The 15,430-nt window shown below is 61.7% G+C and carries 14 protein-coding genes; 6 read left to right on the top strand and 8 right to left on the bottom strand.

The window, feature by feature from the left end; translation table 11 throughout:
• The first annotated feature begins 111 nt into the window (after positions 1 to 111).
• Complete coding sequence (locus CR492_RS20555) at positions 112 to 633, top strand: hypothetical protein (RefSeq protein WP_146030292.1); 522 nt, start codon at positions 112 to 114, stop codon at positions 631 to 633.
• A 200-nt stretch (positions 634 to 833) separates the two neighbouring features.
• Here the strand turns inward: CR492_RS20555 and CR492_RS15320 are convergent, their stop codons facing one another.
• The 3 genes from CR492_RS15320 to CR492_RS15310 form a co-directional block, all read right to left on the bottom strand.
• Entirely contained in the window at positions 834 to 1,109 is a 276-nt protein-coding gene (locus CR492_RS15320; protein ID WP_102844594.1) for a hypothetical protein, read from the bottom strand.
• A gap of 359 nt (positions 1,110 to 1,468) precedes the next feature.
• On the bottom strand, positions 1,469 to 2,608 hold the full coding sequence (locus CR492_RS15315; protein WP_102844593.1) for an FAD-dependent oxidoreductase: 1,140 nt from the start codon (positions 2,606 to 2,608) through the stop codon (positions 1,469 to 1,471).
• 457 nt (positions 2,609 to 3,065) lie between these two features.
• Complete coding sequence (locus tag CR492_RS15310; RefSeq protein ID WP_210200258.1) at positions 3,066 to 3,560, bottom strand: MarR family winged helix-turn-helix transcriptional regulator; 495 nt, start codon at positions 3,558 to 3,560, stop codon at positions 3,066 to 3,068.
• A gap of 13 nt (positions 3,561 to 3,573) precedes the next feature.
• Between CR492_RS15310 and CR492_RS15305 the strand changes: the two genes are divergently transcribed.
• Both CR492_RS15305 and CR492_RS15300 read left to right on the top strand, forming a co-directional pair.
• Complete coding sequence (locus CR492_RS15305) at positions 3,574 to 3,942, top strand: VOC family protein (protein WP_102844592.1); 369 nt, start codon at positions 3,574 to 3,576, stop codon at positions 3,940 to 3,942.
• A gap of 407 nt (positions 3,943 to 4,349) precedes the next feature.
• Positions 4,350 to 5,792 (top strand): DUF1254 domain-containing protein, encoded by a 1,443-nt coding sequence (locus tag CR492_RS15300; RefSeq protein ID WP_102844591.1) that lies wholly within the window; start codon positions 4,350 to 4,352, stop codon positions 5,790 to 5,792.
• A 425-nt stretch (positions 5,793 to 6,217) separates the two neighbouring features.
• Here the strand turns inward: CR492_RS15300 and CR492_RS15295 are convergent, their stop codons facing one another.
• Entirely contained in the window at positions 6,218 to 7,432 is a 1,215-nt protein-coding gene (locus tag CR492_RS15295; protein ID WP_102844607.1) for an MFS transporter, read from the bottom strand.
• A gap of 80 nt (positions 7,433 to 7,512) precedes the next feature.
• On the opposite strand from CR492_RS15295, the gene CR492_RS15290 reads away from it, so the two are divergent.
• Positions 7,513 to 8,418, top strand: coding sequence for a LysR substrate-binding domain-containing protein (locus CR492_RS15290; protein ID WP_102844590.1), 906 nt, complete (start codon positions 7,513 to 7,515; stop codon positions 8,416 to 8,418).
• Between the two features lie 239 nt (positions 8,419 to 8,657).
• Here the strand turns inward: CR492_RS15290 and minE are convergent, their stop codons facing one another.
• From minE to CR492_RS15270, 4 genes are all read right to left on the bottom strand, one after another.
• Complete coding sequence (gene minE, locus CR492_RS15285) at positions 8,658 to 8,993, bottom strand: cell division topological specificity factor MinE (protein ID WP_102844589.1); 336 nt, start codon at positions 8,991 to 8,993, stop codon at positions 8,658 to 8,660.
• The gene (minD, locus tag CR492_RS15280; protein ID WP_102844588.1) at positions 8,990 to 9,805 is read right to left on the bottom strand and encodes a septum site-determining protein MinD; all 816 of its coding nucleotides are present in this window, start codon (positions 9,803 to 9,805) and stop codon (positions 8,990 to 8,992) included. The genes minE and minD overlap by 4 nt, the downstream gene beginning before the upstream one ends.
• A 102-nt stretch (positions 9,806 to 9,907) precedes the next feature.
• Positions 9,908 to 10,651 carry a septum site-determining protein MinC gene (minC, locus tag CR492_RS15275; protein WP_102844587.1) on the bottom strand — a complete coding sequence of 248 codons (744 nt, stop codon included), beginning with the start codon at positions 10,649 to 10,651 and terminating at the stop codon, positions 9,908 to 9,910.
• Between the two features lie 311 nt (positions 10,652 to 10,962).
• Positions 10,963 to 12,114 (bottom strand): patatin-like phospholipase family protein, encoded by a 1,152-nt coding sequence (locus CR492_RS15270; RefSeq protein ID WP_245412103.1) that lies wholly within the window; start codon positions 12,112 to 12,114, stop codon positions 10,963 to 10,965.
• Positions 12,115 to 12,486: 372 nt separating this feature from the next.
• On the opposite strand from CR492_RS15270, the gene CR492_RS15265 reads away from it, so the two are divergent.
• Both CR492_RS15265 and CR492_RS15260 read left to right on the top strand, forming a co-directional pair.
• Positions 12,487 to 14,142, top strand: a complete 1,656-nt coding sequence (locus CR492_RS15265) for an efflux transporter outer membrane subunit (RefSeq protein ID WP_245412102.1) — start codon at positions 12,487 to 12,489, stop codon at positions 14,140 to 14,142.
• Positions 14,143 to 14,168: 26 nt separating this feature from the next.
• Positions 14,169 to 15,416: an efflux RND transporter periplasmic adaptor subunit gene (locus CR492_RS15260; protein ID WP_102844606.1), complete on the top strand. Its 1,248-nt coding sequence runs from the start codon at positions 14,169 to 14,171 to the stop codon at positions 15,414 to 15,416.
• Positions 15,417 to 15,430 lie beyond the last annotated feature (14 nt).

Genomic DNA, 15,430 nt, shown 5'->3' with positions numbered 1-15,430 from the left:
ACAAACGGCTCGAAGAACGCCCACTCCTCGTCGCTCATCATGTCCCGAATCAAAGCCGCCTCCCTGAGAAAGCAACGTTGAATCACCGAAAGCCGGGACTGGGAATCTTATTTGTCAACAGGACCTAGGCAGACCTTAGCTTCGGTGTGGGGCGCGATTGAGCTTTTTATCAACGACGTCCTAATCGCGAGCTTGAATCAGGCCCCGGCCCTGGCCGGTCTGCTGATTAGCAAAGCTCCTGCCAAGCGCCATTTTCAGGGCCGATCACCTACGATGGAGACTTTGGCGGACCGAGGTTTCGATCTTTCCCGCTCAATGGGTGACATCCTTTTTTCTGATAGAACTATCGCTTCACTCGAAGCGATGCGCGATGTGTTCGCCGTTTTGGCTGGCAGTAATCACGATCTGCATTGCGTTCTGAATGAAGATGCATTGTGGCTGCTTTGGCAACGACGCCATGTCGTGGTCCATCGGGGTGGTATTGTCGATCGTGTCTATTGCGAGCGCACAGGCGACCGTCGGCAAATCATCGGACAGCCGCTCGCCGTAAGCAGCTCAGACGTGAACTCGGCGTTTGGAAGCGCTCGCCGTGTGGCCACCGCTCTGTTATCGGGAATTCCTTTCAGCCCATGAACCTCATTGGTTGCACCAGCATCCGACACAGACGCGGTCGAAAGTGTTGGGGTACCGGGGGGACTGCCCGCAAGTTCATCTGGTGATAGGCTCCGACAAATTCGTGATATTTTGGAGGTCCGGGAGAGGGGAGGCCACTCTGAATGCGGCAGCCTCCCTTCGCGCCATCTAAGCGGCGTCTTCAGCAAGCCGCGGTCTCATTAGTAAGCCTTGGGGATTGGGGATTGGGGCATCTTCGTATTGGGCTCGGGAGCGAATGTGAGCAGGACCGGCCCAAGACGTAAATAATGCGTGCCGGCGCATCGCGGGGACGGGGGCGTCGAGTATGCTTTCCAGAACCAGCGATGATCGCATTCAGGCGGGATGAACTCCAAGGCTTCATCAAGCATGGCTGAGGCGAGGCCGAATGTGAGGGTGAAGCGCCCGTAGGCGGCAATGAAAACGCGGCCGGAGTAGGTTTCGATTTCGAGGTGCATTGGGGTAGGCGCTCCATGTGGCGGTTTGCGGCGTCACGGTTGCAAGACGGCCCGGAAAGTGGTCTGTTGAGGTGGTCCGTTACGGCAAATCCGCTGAGGCGAAACCTTTGTAGAAACAATGGGGTAGGATTGTCCCACCTCTTCCGCCATTCCCCGATTTTACGCTGTGGCGCGATATCTCGCGCTATGGATACGCAAACGCCACCGATTGCCGCATGGGCTGCCAGCGCGGATATCGAACGCGACGTCCGGTCTGCGTCCTCCCCAAATCGGCGGTGTTACCCAGCGCCTGCTGTCCCGGCGAACGTTCGTTTTCGGGAAGCGGAATTGAGCTTGGACGTGGTAGGACGAGGCTGCTGTCATACGTCGGATGCCGCAAAGCTGCTGAACAGATCGACCACGCTGCCAGGGGCGGTTTTACCGAAGAACAGCCTCAGATTCCGCGCCGACAGACCCGCGACTTCACGGCTTCGCGGAAACAGGGCCTCCTCATACCTGGATAAGGCCGCTTCAATGTCGTCGGGGGTGTCGATGATCGCCTGAGCGACTTCCGCGCCGTCATACATGGCAAGGTTGGCGCCCTCACCCGCGAACGGGGACATAAGGTGCGCCGCGTCGCCGACCAGGGTCAGACCGGCCTTCCGCTGCCACTGATGCCCGACCGGTAGCGCATAGATCGGACGTATCGTGGGATCGGCAATGCTGCCGGTGATGAAGCTGATAAGGTGCGGCGCCCAGCCTGCGAACTGCTGGGCGATGAGGTCCAATCCGGCGCGAGCCTTGCTGAAATCAATGGACCTGATCCACGCCTCCTGCTCGTTCAGCGCGACATATCCGGTGACGCTGCCATCGGCATTGCGGTGTGCGATTATACCTTTGCCCGGCGTCACTGCCATGAGGGTGCCGGCTCCGATCGCCGCCACGCTTTCCGCATAGCGCGCGTCGCCGGCAGCAAACGCTATCTCGATGAAGCAGGTGCCGGAATAGACCGGCTTGGAATCGGAAAGGCGTGGGCGGACCTTCGACCAGGCGCCGTCAGCGCCGACGAGCAGATCAGCTGTCGACCTGGTTCCGTTGGCGAAGCCGACCTCGTGCCGGCCGTCTCCGGTCTGCGCCAAATTCGTGACCTTGTGATCCCACCGGATCGCGGTGTCCGGAAGTGAGGCGATCAGCATGGCGCGAAGTTCGCTCCGATCGACCTCCGGGCGCCGGGGCGAGCGGTCGCCTGCCTGATCCATCAGGATGATACCATCCTTGTTTACGACGCGTTTTGCATCTTCACCTGGCCGAACAAGCCGCAGGAATGCGTCATAAAGACCGGCCGCCTTGAGCGCGAGTTGACCGTTATGCTCGTGTATGTCGAGCAAGCCTCCCTGCTTCCTGGCGGTCGGCGACGGCTCGGCTTCGTAGATCGTCGCCTCGATCCCGTGTCGGTGCAGGGTGCGGGCAAGCGTCAGGCCGGCGAGGCCGGCGCCGATGATGGCAATGGTTTTTCGCATGTTTGCGCTCCAGTGTCGCAGCATCCTTCGATGCTGGCGGTTGTTGGGAGGCGCTGGGCGGTCACGCGTGTACGTGAGCGACGTGCATGCGGCGGCTTGCGGAGCATAGACAGTGTGCGCAGGCCGACGTTTTTCGCGACGATCGATCAATACAGGTAGCTGTCGGGTTCAACAAGGATTATATCGCACCTGCTCACCCGCGCCTTTCCTGAAATACCACCCCAATCGGAAAAGCCGTTCACAGCAACGGCAGCTATCGCCGCCTCATTCCCAACCTGACGGTCGATCGTCCAACAGCCTTTCATTCATAGAATGCCTGAAGGCGCTGATAGATTGAGCCAATCACGCCGGAACCAAACCGTGCGGCTTTAGAGCGCTATAGCGTGGACGTAGTGGTCATCTTCGTCGGGCGTGGCCTGGCATCGCCACCCGAAAGCAGACATTGTCGGTGCGGGCTTCAATTGTCGGAGTCAAGGGCGTCTGCGCAGCGCCGGAGCAGTTCGCGCAACAATTTGGTCTCATCGTCCGTCAGGCCAGCCAACATTTGCCGCTCGACGGCTTCGGCCGCAATCATGCCGGCTTGCGCCGCTGTTCTGCCCGCCTCGGTTAGTTCCGTCATGATGATTCGCCCATGCTCAGGATGCGGTGTGCGCACGATGAACCCGTCTCGCTCAAGTGTAACAAGCATGCCCTGCATCGACTGGGGCGTCACAAACGCCGCGCGCGCCAGAGAAGCGTTTGATATGCGCGGATTGTCGGCAATGGCGAGCAGAACCGCATTCTGGGATGGCGAAACTCCGGTCCCCGCCAGCTCGGCCTCAAGTCGCAGTCTCAAGCGATGTTGGGCGATTTTCAAACCGTAGCCGATCCAGCCCTCCTCATCCGAGGTGTTCATTTTGCTCATTGACATTATCAGGGGCCTGACATTAATGTAAGGAACCTGATAATACAATGGAGTATGCAGAATGGCAATGCCAATCGGACCTTCCTTTATCGCCTTGCAAGTTCGTGACCTTGCCGCGTCCGTCCGGTTCTACAAGGATGTTTTCGGCTTCCAGGCCGAGGACCGGAATCCGCCGGGTGCAATAGTCTTCAAGACCAAGCCGATTGCTTTGGCGCTGCGCGAGCCGCTGCGGCCGTTGCCCGAGACCGGTTCCTTGGGCATTGGCATGGCCTTGTGGGTCGCCTGTGACGATGCAGACGCCTTCCATGACCTGATCGTGGAGCGGGGCGGCACAGTGCTAAGCCCACTCGCAAATGGCCCTTTTGGCAGGTTCTTCGTGACCAGCGATCCTGACGGCTACGCTATCACCTTTCACGCCGCCCGAGGCTAAGCACCAATAAGCATTGCTGATCCCACAAAACCATGAGTTCATCATGACCCTTCTCGATGCTGATGCTGGCAATCTCACCCTGATCAATACCTTCACCGTCGAGCCAGAAAAGGCGGACCAAATCTCCTATCCGGGTCTTGTTCTGGCGCATCTAAAGGGTTGAAATGGCCACCATAGCTTGGCGGGAATCGCAGAGGACTTCGTAGCTTGCTCGATGTCCGCCATGCCCTGATATCGACCAAATTCCGCGGGGCGCGGCGAAACGATGCGACGGGCCAAAGTCGGATATGCGAGCTGGCTTCGATCGGCCGTTTTTGCATTGTCAATCAACGCAGAGGTCGCGTAACTTTCTCCTGCTGCCTATGCGCGCTTGACCGCAAGCTGCGAACCGGAAGGATGTTGTTCAGATGATTACGAAACGCGTTCTGCTTCGCTCTGCTGCGGTGGCCGCACTCGCCGCTACGACGGGGAAGTCAACCCCGGTAATTGCGCAGAGCAAAGCCCAATGGCAGAGCCTGTTAGAGGCCAAGGACATCGCCGAGGAAGGCTTCGTCTATGGCCTGCCGCTCGTCATGAATTATGCGGTCATGCAGGAGTTTGCCGTCGACAGGAACTCGGGACAGTTCAAGGCGCCCTTCAACCAAATCTACAACATGCACCATGTCGCCACCCCGGCGGACACGGCGGTCATCACGCCGAACAGCGACACGCCATACTCGATACTCTGGCTGGATTTGCGCGCCGAGCCGATGGTCGTCTCCGTGCCGGCGGTCGAAAGGGACCGCTATTATTCGGTCCAGCTGATCGACGGCAACACCTACAATTTCGGCTATATCGGCACGCGCGCCACTGGGACGGAGCCTGGCGATTATCTTGTGGTCGGCCCCGACCGGACGGGCGAAACGCCTCCTGGAATCAAGAAGATCTTCCGATCGACGACGCCATTCGTCTTCGCGGCTTTTCGCACCCAGCTCTTCAATCCCGACGACATGCCGAACGTCGAGAAAGTCCAGGCCGGCTACAAGGCGCAACCGCTTTCGACTTTCCTTAAACAACCCGCCCCGCCGGCCGCGCCGGCGATCGACTTCCTTCCCGCCGCCACGGCCGGGATCAAGGACAATTTCTTCCCATATCTCGAGGCGGCCCTGCAATTCGTCCCTGAGACAGCAAGGGACAGGGCGGTTCGCGCGAAACTTGCGAAGATCGGCGTCGGTCCCGGCAAGACCTTCGATTTCAAGGAGCTGTCGCTCGAACACAAGGCCGAAATCCTGGTGGGCCTGAAGCAGGGCGACGACAAGGTCGACAAATGGCTGGCGGGTGGAAACAAGAACATCAACGGATGGAGCGTCGGTTCGTTCTTTGGCGACGAGGCCTTCTTCAACGGCGACTGGCTGATGCGGGCCGGCGCCGCGAAGGGCGGTCTCTATGGCAACGACGCCGTGGAAGCCGTGTATCCTTACATCCGAACGGATGCGAGCGGCGAACCGCTCGACGGCGGCAAGCACAACTATACCATTACATTTGCGCCAGGCCAGTTGCCGCCCGTGAATGCGTTCTGGTCGGTTACAATGTATGATGGCAAGAGCCAGTTCCTGGTCGAGAATCCAATCAATCGCTACCTCATCAATTCGCCGATGTTGCCGGCGATGAAAACGAACGCAAACGGCTCGCTGACGCTGTACATTCAAAAGGACAGCCCCGGCGCTGATAAGGAAGCAAATTGGCTGCCGGCGCCGGATGGCAAAATTTATCTCGTGATGCGCCTATATTGGCCGAAGCCTGCGCCACCTTCGATCTTGCCGCCCGGCGAAGGGACATGGCGGCCGCCCGGTTTGAAAAAGGTTTCATAGCAGGCGCAGATTTGGGGTGCTCCGCTGATAACAACCCAACGCGAGAGGAGCCGTAAAGACAGCCTTGATGGGTAATGTCCATCGACGCAGCGCGAAGCGGCAATATAGGGATGATCTCTGGCGCCTTGTAAGGCGACCGGGACGATGGAGTAGTCGTTTGGATAGCCACTCCGACGCTTTCTTTCTGTCAGGCAGCCATGCGAGGCAGTCTTGAAGGATATAGCGGTCGGGGGTTGTTATCTTCTCTTCTCCTCCAACGCCAACAAGGCGGTCTCTGTGAACCAATAGCCTGTAGCGCCAAGGCTGGTTCGGCAAGCGAGCGCCGCTTCTTTTCTCTCCTTCGCGGCCATGAAGAGTAGCTCGCCAGTCTCGGTCATCGCACGGCGGCGTGGAGAGCCGATTCGCCTCAAGATCCGGCGCCGGGATCAGGCGGACCCTTTGCACGATCCCACAGTGGAGCTGCGCAGATGAGGACGCAGCGTCAGCACAAGCGGAACGATCAGGGCGGCGGTCACAGCCGAGGCCAGCACGCCGATCGTCCGATTGCTGTGATCGGCAACCACGCCGTAGAGGATCGGCGCGATGCCTCCAGAGACGATTACGCTCGTATAAAAGACCGCGAAGGCCCGCCCCGTATTGCCATCGGAAAGCTCCGGCACGGCGCCGTAGAGCACCGAAGAGGTGCCGTTTAGCACTATACCGAGCAGGGGCAGCAGGATGAGCGTTGGCGTCAGTGGCGTGAATAGCGTCGCCGCGATCAGCAAGGCTGTTGCAGCTTCGGTCACCATGACGCTGCCGACAACACCCAGCCGCTCCCCGAGCCAGCCGCACGTCGCCTTTCCGAAGGCGCCGCCGATGAAAAGCAGGGCGAGTGCGATACCAACCGTTGGGGAGCCTCCGCCCCGTCCATGGATGAGGAAGGGCAGAAACAGCAGATAACCCATGCGGGTCGCCGTATCGAGCGCGCCGATCGCCGTTAGAATGCCGAAGCCGTCGCGGCCGCGGCCGGCGCCCGCCGTTCCTGTGGCGTTCCTGGCGATGGGAGCCGCTGGCGCCAGGAACGCCAATGCGAGCACCAAAGCGAGTCCAAGCGCCGCCATCAGGCCCAGCACCGGTCGCCAGGCAAGGAGCGGCAGCAGCACCGCGACAAACGCCGGCAACACGGCTTTTCCGAGATCGCCCGAAAAGTTGTAGATGCCAAGCGGGCCGCGCGCAGCCTGCCCATAACTGTCGGCGACGAGCATCGAGCCGCGTGGGTGCTGGATGCTCGATCCGACGCCGGCCACGACGAGACCGACGCAAAGACCCGCAAAGCCGAACGGTAGCGCCATGATCAGAAAGCCCGTCGATGCGAGGACGGTTGACAGGATCAGCGCAGCTCGCGGCGAAAAGGCGCGAAGAGCTCGGTCGGCCGGGATTTGGAGGCCTCCCATCGTCCCGTAATAGAGTGCGCGAACGACGGCAAGCGCGGCATAGGAAAGGCCGAACTGCGTCTGCCACACCGGCAGGAAGGCATAGAGACCGTCAGTATAGCCGTCATGAAGCGCATGAGTGAGGCACGCGGCGAGCAGACTGCGTGATTTGGTTGCAGCGGATGAGCCTGGATCATCCGCTGTCGCAAGGACGGTTGAGGTCGCCATCTTGCGATGATAAATAAGAGAGAAATTGTCTACAAGCCGATCATTTCTCACAAAATACGTCAGCTTTACTCACGGGATTTATGCGTCGCCTCCCGCCTCTCAACGCGTTACGGGTATTCGAGGTCGCTGCTCGAACGAGCAGCTACGCCGACGCGGCAACGCAGCTCGGCGTCACCCATGGCGCGGTAAGCCGGCAGATCGCTGCGCTCGAAGACTGGTTAGGGCAGAGACTCTTTACCAAGGACGGCCGCCGCATGGTGGCGACGCCGATGGCGAGGATCTTCGCCGCGGAGGTCGGTCTTTCGTTCGATCGCCTGACTGTTGCGGCGGAAGCTTGCGGCCGACCCGGCGCGCGCCGCATCCTGCGCGTGAGCGCCCCGACCAGCTTCGCGATGCGCTGGCTGATCCCACGGCTCGATCGTTACCACGCCGGTCATCCGCACGTCGAAGTCGCGGTCACGACCGTTTCGACTGTGCTCGAGGAATTACGCGGCGGCGTCGATGTGGCGATCCGACGCGGCGTTGCTCGGGAGCATACATGGCCTCAGCATCGCGTCGTTCCCGTGCTGGATGATGTCGACACCCTCATCATGAGCCCCGCGCTGTTCGCCGATCGGCCGATCCTGGAGCCCGACGACATCAAGGGACATACGCTGCTTGCAAGCGAGACTCGCGCCGGCGATTGGGCGGATTGGCTCGAGGCGGCTGGGCTCCAACACCTCGCCGGACTGCCTCGCCAGATATTTGATCACTTCTTCGTAACGCGTCAGGCGGTGGAAGATGGGCTTGGCATTGGGATCGGCCCGCTGCCGATGCTGGAGATCGATATTGCCAGCGGAAGGCTGATGACGCCGCTGCCGGACATCCGGGTTGCGCGGACGGGGTACGTTGCCATCATCCCGCGTCACGCCGATGCCGGAAACCTGTTTGCCGGCTTCGTTGACTGGCTTGTCCGGGAAATGCGGGGACCGGTTGGCGGACTTTAGCACCGAGCATCCGAAATACCGCAGCTGGCTATGCAAGCGCCGCCGACATCGGCCGATGGTCGCAGATATCAAAACGATGATTTCGTCGAGCTCATCTTCGTCGCGCTCCAGGGCAGGATCGCGGCGTGGCCGCAACGCAAAATCGCCGCGACGAGCGGCGATCCGGCTTATGGCTTCTCGCTCGAGGCCAGCGCGCCCTTACGCGAATTGCCGCGCGCGGTTACGGCGTTTGGCGCGCTTCATCCCCCGGCCGCCGCCTCGATTGGCCGGGACTGGGGCTCGGTTTTTTTTTTAGCGTCGTCATTGGCGTTGAGGCGCACATTGACGCAAAGCGGGGTTGGGATTTCAACTTCGACTTCGAGCGTCGAAATCGCCTCGCCGGTTTCCATGCGCACCTTTATGGCGTTGGATTCGACCGGGAAATGTTTGGCGATGACGGCGACGATCTCCTCGCGGAGCAGGGCGACGACGTCGGAATTGCCGATCGCCACCCGCTCATGCGCGAGCAGCAGCTTGAGGCGGTCTTTGGCGACCGGCGCGGTCGACGGCCGCTTGAAGAAACTCATGAAGTTCATGCCGCCCTCCGTCCGAAGATCTTGCCGAAGAAGCTTCTCTTTTCGTTCGGCATCGTAACTTGCAGGGTCTCGCCGTTAAGCCGCCGCGCCGCGTCGAAATAAGCTCGCGCCGCGGCGTTGGGCGTCGCGCTGAGCGTGACGGGCGCGCCGATATTGGAGGCGCGCAGCACTTCCTCGCTTTCGGGAATGATGCCGATCAGCGGGATCGACAAAATTTCGAGAACGTCATCGACCTTCAGCATTTCGCCGCGTTCCGCCCTTGCGGCGTCATAGCGGGTGAGCAGGAGATGCTTCTCCATGCGCTCGCCCTTTTCGGCCTTCTCTGTCTTGGAATCGAGCAGTCCGATGATGCGGTCGGAATCGCGCACCGAGGAGACTTCCGGATTGGTGACGACGATCGCGACGTCGGCGTGACGCATGGCGAGGGTCGCGCCGCGCTCGATGCCGGCGGGGCTGTCGCAAACGATCCAGTCGAATTTCTCCCGGAGCTCGGCGATGACGCGGGCGACGCCTTCGTCGGTCAGGGCGTCCTTGTCGCGGGTCTGCGAGGCGGCGAGCAGCGAAAGCGTTTCGATGCGTTTGTCGCGGATTAGCGCCTGATTGAGCTTGGCGTCGCCCTGCGCCACATTGATGAAATCATAGACGACCCGGCGCTCCGCGCCCATGACGAGGTCGAGATTGCGCAGACCGACGTCGAAATCGACGAGTACGACGTTTTTGCCGCTCTTGGCGAGGGCGACGCCCAAAGCCGCCGTGGAGGTCGTCTTGCCGACGCCGCCTTTACCTGAGGTCACGACCAAAACCTTGGCCATATGCGCTGTCTCCCCGCTAGGCATGGCCTCCCGCCGGGCGAAGGGGCGGGAAAGTCATGCGTGGAACCATCAAAAAAGCGCAGCCGTTTGCGGTGGCCGCGCCTAGTCCTGAACCGTTATCGTCAAGGCGTCGCCGTCGAGCCGGACCTGAACCGGCTTGCCGCGCAGGGCGGCGTCGGTGTCGTCGGCGGTAAGGTAGAGCCCGTCGATCGCCAAAAGCTCGGCTTCGAGCTTGCGGCAGAAAATGCGCGCGTTCGGATGACCGGCGCCGGCGATCGCCCGGCCGCGCAGCGCGCCATAGACGTGGATCGAACCGCCGGCGACGATTTCGGCGCCCGAGGCGACCGAGCCAACGACGATCACATCGCCCTCGAGATGTTCGATATATTGGCCGGAGCGCAATGGCGCCTCGATCAGAAGCGCATTCGGGCGCACCGGCGTGGCCGGCTCCGGCGCCTTGGCTTCCTCGACGGCCGGGCGGTCGACGATGCGCGCGATCGCCTCGACATTGCCGCGCGGCGTTTCATTGACGTAGCGGCCGCCGCTGACGAAGGGCGGCGGCATTCCAAATTCGCGCCAGGATGGATCGCCGTGCTCGATCCCCATGATCTGGATGTTGCGCTCGAACAGGGTTTTGACGAGGGCGAACGCTTCTTCCTTGCTTAATTGCAGGCCCGAGAGATCGAGCACGATGGGGCGTCCGACGAAGAAGCCGGGGGAGCGCTCGACCCAGGCGTCGAATTCAGCCAGCCAGTCGGCGAGCGGTGGCTGCGGCGCGAGCGCCATCGCGTGGAACGAACGGCTGTGGAAGCGGATCGAATGACGTGGGCGGGCTGCGGCGGTCACATTTGCCCCTTAAGAATCTAACTGTATCAATTTAGGCAACGCTTGGTTAACGACACGTTAAATATTCAACGAATGCCGGCTTCCACTTGCGATAAGCCGGCGTTTTCCGCCAGCCGCCGGAACGGCCGCGCACGTCGGGAAGGGAAGACTCAAGCTGAATCGAACAGGAAGCGGCCGGCGCGCCGCTCTGCGGCGGCTCCGGCAAGATCGCTCTCGGCGTGAAATATGAATGATCGCCGTCATCTGGGGCGCGCCCTTCGCCCGGCGCGCGGAGCGCCTTGCGCGGACAGCCCGCAGAGGACAGGCGTTCTCTATTCGCGTCCGTCGATCGACAGATCGAACGCGGAAAACCCTTCGGCGTTGTCCGGGCGCTGCAGAACTTCCGGATGGCGCAGGGTCCGGACGGTGTCGTTATATCCCGCGCGCCAGTGTTCCTCCATCGTCAGGCGCGAGAATTCAAAATCCTTGCAGGATCCCTCATAGGCGCTGGCGCGATAGATGAGGTGTATAATATTATAGACTTTTTCATCCACTTCGGATTCGAGCAGCCGCCATTCGGGGTCGTTGCGGCGGTCGCCCGGCAGGCTCTTCAACAGGCTGCCGACCGCGCGGCGCAGCTGTTGCGCTTTTCGAAATTGATCGGTCCCCTGCCGCGTGCGGCTCGAAAACCGGATTTCCTTCGCGCGCAGGTCGACCTCGGCGAGGTCGCGTGGAATTTGGCCTCGCGCGCTCCACAGATCGACCTGAAAGGCCAGCGTGTCGGCGCGCGGATGGCTGTCGAGCACCCATTGCAGCGGCGTGTTGGAGACAATGCCGCCGTCCCAATAAAACTCGCCTTCGATCTCGACCGGCGGAAATCCCGGCGGCAATGCGCCGCTGGCCATGATATGTTCGGGTTTGATCAAATGCGTCGTCGTATCGAAATAGGCAAAATTGCCGGTGCGCACATTGGTTGCTCCGACGCTGAGCCGCGTCTCGCCGGTATTGATCCGATCGAAATCGACAAGGCGCTCCAGCGTCGCGCGAAGAGGCGCGGTGTCGTAAAAGCTCAGCGCTTCCACTGAGCCTGGCTGATGCAGGAAGGGAGGCAGCGCGCGCGGTTTGAAAAACGCTGGAGCGCCGCTGAAAAGGACGCCCATCGCGCGCGTCTGATTGACGAGACTGTGCAGATAATCGCCCTTGATTTCCGCCATCTTCATGAAGGGCAGCCCAACCGGCGAGGCGGTGATCTCCTCCCAGAACTGACGCACGCGGGCGACGCGCTGCTCCGGCGGATTGCCGGCGATCAGCGCCGCGTTCAGGGCGCCGATCGAGATGCCCGCGACCCAGTCGGGATGAAGGTTTGATTCCGCCAGCGCGGCATAGACGCCGCCCTGATACGAGCCGAGAGCGCCTCCGCCCTGCAGCAAGAGAGCGATACGCTCGAATTCGGGCCGCTCCTTGACCACATGCGACTTAAGCATTGACGGCGGTGGGCTTTGCATAGATGGGGCCTCGTACGATGTCTTTAGCGTTCAGCATTAGCCGCAGCGCGGTTCTGTTGTAACAGCATATTCGCCTTCTGGTCTCTGGCAAAGGACGCGGGGCGAATTTCGCGCAAGGTCCGCCCAGTCCAAAAGTCCAGCAACGATGCTGACCTATGATGTGGCTCCCGCTGGAAAGAACCGGCCTGAAAGGAGCAGGGGCGCAATTGAATTGGGGCCAGCGTTGCTAAACTATCACAGCCTTCGACGCCAAACTGATGTTAGCTGAGCGGTAAGACGCCGTAACCGGGCCATTGACCAGTGAACCCTATCAATCGTCCGCCCGGCTCGCCGGTGAGGATCGCCGATGCCATGCCGATAGGCGTCCGGCGGCGCAAGCCGCCGGCGCCGGGCGTTGGACCGATGGCGCGCTTGGCCGCCCTCACGCTGGCAGGCCTGCTCGCCGGTTGCGCCGTCGGGCCGAATTTCGTTCCGCCTGTGGCGCCAGTCGCGCCGAATTATCTCGAATCGGGCAACAAGGCCGTCGTCAGCGCGCGCCAGGACTATCGCGATTGGTGGAAGGCCTTTCACGATCCGGCGCTGGATCGTCTGATCGAGATCGCTTACCAGCAAAATCTGACGCTGCTCAGCGCCGGCACGCGTGTGCTGCAAGCAAGGGCGCAACTTGGCGTCGCCATCGGCGACCTCTATCCGCAACAACAGCAGGGCCTTGGGCTCACGACCTACAATCGGCCGAGCCACGCCGACGCCGCCGCCAACCCGCAGTTGCAGCTGAACAACTTCTGGCAGTCGCAGCTTGGCGTCAAAGCCGCCTGGGAGCTTGACTTCTGGGGCAAATTCCGGCGGGGCGTCGAGTCGGCGGACGCCGCCTATCTGGCCTCGATCGCGACCTATGACGAAGTGCTCGTCGCTCTGCTTGGCGACGTCGCCAGGACCTTTATCGGTATTCGCACTCTCGAAAAGCGCATCGCTATCGCAAGAACCAATATCGTTCGGCAGAAGGAGGCGGTGCAGGTCGCGCGCGACCGCTTCGCCGGCGGCGCGTCGACCAAGCTCGACGTTTACCAGGCCGAGAATGTGCTAGGCCAGACCGAGGCTTCCGTGCCACAGCTGACGCAACAGCTGCAGCAGGGTCTGAACGCACTGCGCGTGCTGCTGGGGCTGACGCCGGAGCCGATCGAATCGCTGCTGCGGGGCGGGGTCGGCAAAATACCGCTCGCGCCGGCGAAGATTTTCGTCGGCATTCCGGCCGATCTGTTGCGGCGGCGCCCCGACGTGCGCGCGGCCGAATTGCGGGCCGCTGCGCAAAGCGCCCAGATCGGCGTCGCGCAGGCCGAACTCTATCCGGCCTTGACGCTGACGGGCCGGATCGGCGGCTCAGCCAGCACCATAAACGGCGCCAAATTGAGCTCGATCTTTACGCCGGCGGGGCTCGCCTATTCTTTCGGCCCGTCGTTCCAGTGGAATATTCTGAACTATGGCCAGATCACCAATAATGTGCGTCTCCAGGACGCTACCTTGCAGCAATATCTGGTCGACTATCAAAATACGGTGCTGAAGGCGCAGCAGGACGTCGAGAACGGGATTTCCGGCTATCTGCAATCGCGGCTGGCGACGGCGGCGCTTCGGCGCAGCGTCGCGGCGGCCAATGGCGCGCTCGGCATTTCGCTGCTCGAATATCAACAGGGCACGCGCGATTTCACCTCCGTGCTGACCTCGGAGCAGAATCTGCTCCAGGCTCAGAACGACCTCGCCATCGCCGAGGGCGACATTCCGCTTGCCGTCACCGCCGTCTATGCGGCGCTGGGCGGCGGCTGGCAGATTCGTGAGGGCAATGATTTTGTGCCCCCCGCCACGAACGCGGAGATGCGCGCGCGCACGGATTGGGGCGATGTCCTGCCGCCAGCGGGCGCGCCCAAACCGCCGCCGCCCGCTATCGCCGCGCCGACGCCCGGGCTGCCGGGTCCTGAGGACGCCGGGCCGACCGTGCGGGCGCCAGAATTTTGAGCTTTTTTCGTAAAGGGCGTTTTGCCATGAAGCCGAGGTCCATGGAAACAAGGCGCGCAGGGGCGGCGGGCGATGCGCAATGGCGAGGCGGCGCCCACGAGCCTTTCCTGGCGCTGGCTCTGCTCGCCGTCGCTCTTTTGCCGCTTGAGGCGCGCGCCGGGATCGGGACCGAGGCCGCCGCGAGACGCGCCGCGCCGAACCTTGGGGCTGTCTTTGCGGCGGCGGCGCCGGAAATCCCGGTGGTGCGGCCCAAATCGCAAACCGTCACCGACTATGTCGAGGTCACGGGCACTGTGGCGTCCGCCAATGTGGTCAAGCTGATCGCCCGCGTCGAAGGCTATCTTGAAAAGATCCACTTTGAAGACGGCGCCCTCGTCAAGAAGAACGATCTTCTGTTCACCATACAGCAGGCGCAATACAAGGCTCAGCTGCAGCAGGCCGAAGCGCAATTGCAGGCGCAGCAGGCGGCGCTCGTCTACGCCAAGACCGAGGTCGTGCGCTACACCGCGCTTTACAAAAAGAACGCCGCGACGGCGACCGAAGTCGACAAATGGGTCTATCAGCGCGCCGCCGCCGAGGCGGGAATTCTCGGCGCCCAGGGACAGATCGAAGTCGCCAAGCTGAATTTGGACTATACCGAGGTCAGGGCTCCATTTGATGGGCTGATGGGCAAGCATCTCGTCGATCCCGGAAACGTCGTCGGCGGCCCTGGGCAGCAGACCGCACTCGCCGAGATCAACCAGCTCGACCCGATCTATGTGACGGCCACCCTGAGCGAGGCTCAGGTGCTCGAAATTCGAGCCAATCTCAACGAGAAGCGCCTGTCGCCAGCGGACATTCTGAAGGTTCCGGTCGACGTCGGCCTCGAGAACGGCAAGGGCTATCCCTACAGCGGATATCTGGAATTCGTATCGCCGCAGTTCGATCCGGCGACTGGCACGCTACAGGTGCGCGGTATTTTCAAGAACCCTGATCGTAACCTGCTGCCCGGCCTCTTCGTCCGCATGCGCCTGCCGAAGGGGCATGTCGCGCAAGGCGCGCTCCTCGTGCCGGCGCGGGCCATCGGCGAGGATCAGGGCGGGCTCTATCTGATGATCGTCAACAAGGACGACGTCGTCGAACAGCGCTACGTCAAACCGGCGGAGCAGGTCGGCAATCTCAGGGTGATTGCTTCGGGAATTTCTGCTGCCGACCGCGTCGTCGTCGGCGATCTCTGGCGCGTGTCTCCCGGCCTCAAGGTCGTCCCGAAGCTGACCAGCATCGACGCCCAGTAGGACTTTAGTCCAGC

It is taken from the genome of Methylocella silvestris (assembly GCF_002891535.1).
Lineage (GTDB): Bacteria > Pseudomonadota > Alphaproteobacteria > Rhizobiales > Beijerinckiaceae > Methylocapsa > Methylocapsa silvestris_A.
The sequence above is the reverse complement of the archived record's forward strand: the minus strand, read 5'-3'. Positions and strand labels throughout refer to the sequence as shown.

What these genes read in the sequence shown, in the direction of transcription:
- minD (WP_102844588.1), bottom strand. Translation starts at nt 9,805, where the DNA reads ATGGCCAAGGTTTTGGTCGTGACCTCAGGTAAAGGCGGCGTCGGCAAG.
- CR492_RS15265 (WP_245412102.1), top strand. Translation starts at nt 12,487, where the DNA reads ATGCCGATAGGCGTCCGGCGGCGCAAGCCGCCGGCGCCGGGCGTTGGA.
- minE (WP_102844589.1), bottom strand. Translation starts at nt 8,993, where the DNA reads ATGAACTTCATGAGTTTCTTCAAGCGGCCGTCGACCGCGCCGGTCGCC.
- CR492_RS15290 (WP_102844590.1), top strand. Translation starts at nt 7,513, where the DNA reads ATGCGTCGCCTCCCGCCTCTCAACGCGTTACGGGTATTCGAGGTCGCT.
- CR492_RS15305 (WP_102844592.1), top strand. Translation starts at nt 3,574, where the DNA reads ATGGCAATGCCAATCGGACCTTCCTTTATCGCCTTGCAAGTTCGTGAC.
- CR492_RS15315 (WP_102844593.1), bottom strand. Translation starts at nt 2,608, where the DNA reads ATGCGAAAAACCATTGCCATCATCGGCGCCGGCCTCGCCGGCCTGACG.
- CR492_RS15300 (WP_102844591.1), top strand. Translation starts at nt 4,350, where the DNA reads ATGATTACGAAACGCGTTCTGCTTCGCTCTGCTGCGGTGGCCGCACTC.
- CR492_RS15260 (WP_102844606.1), top strand. Translation starts at nt 14,169, where the DNA reads ATGAAGCCGAGGTCCATGGAAACAAGGCGCGCAGGGGCGGCGGGCGAT.
- CR492_RS15270 (WP_245412103.1), bottom strand. Translation starts at nt 12,114, where the DNA reads ATGCTTAAGTCGCATGTGGTCAAGGAGCGGCCCGAATTCGAGCGTATC.
- CR492_RS15320 (WP_102844594.1), bottom strand. Translation starts at nt 1,109, where the DNA reads ATGCACCTCGAAATCGAAACCTACTCCGGCCGCGTTTTCATTGCCGCC.
- CR492_RS15295 (WP_102844607.1), bottom strand. Translation starts at nt 7,432, where the DNA reads ATGGCGACCTCAACCGTCCTTGCGACAGCGGATGATCCAGGCTCATCC.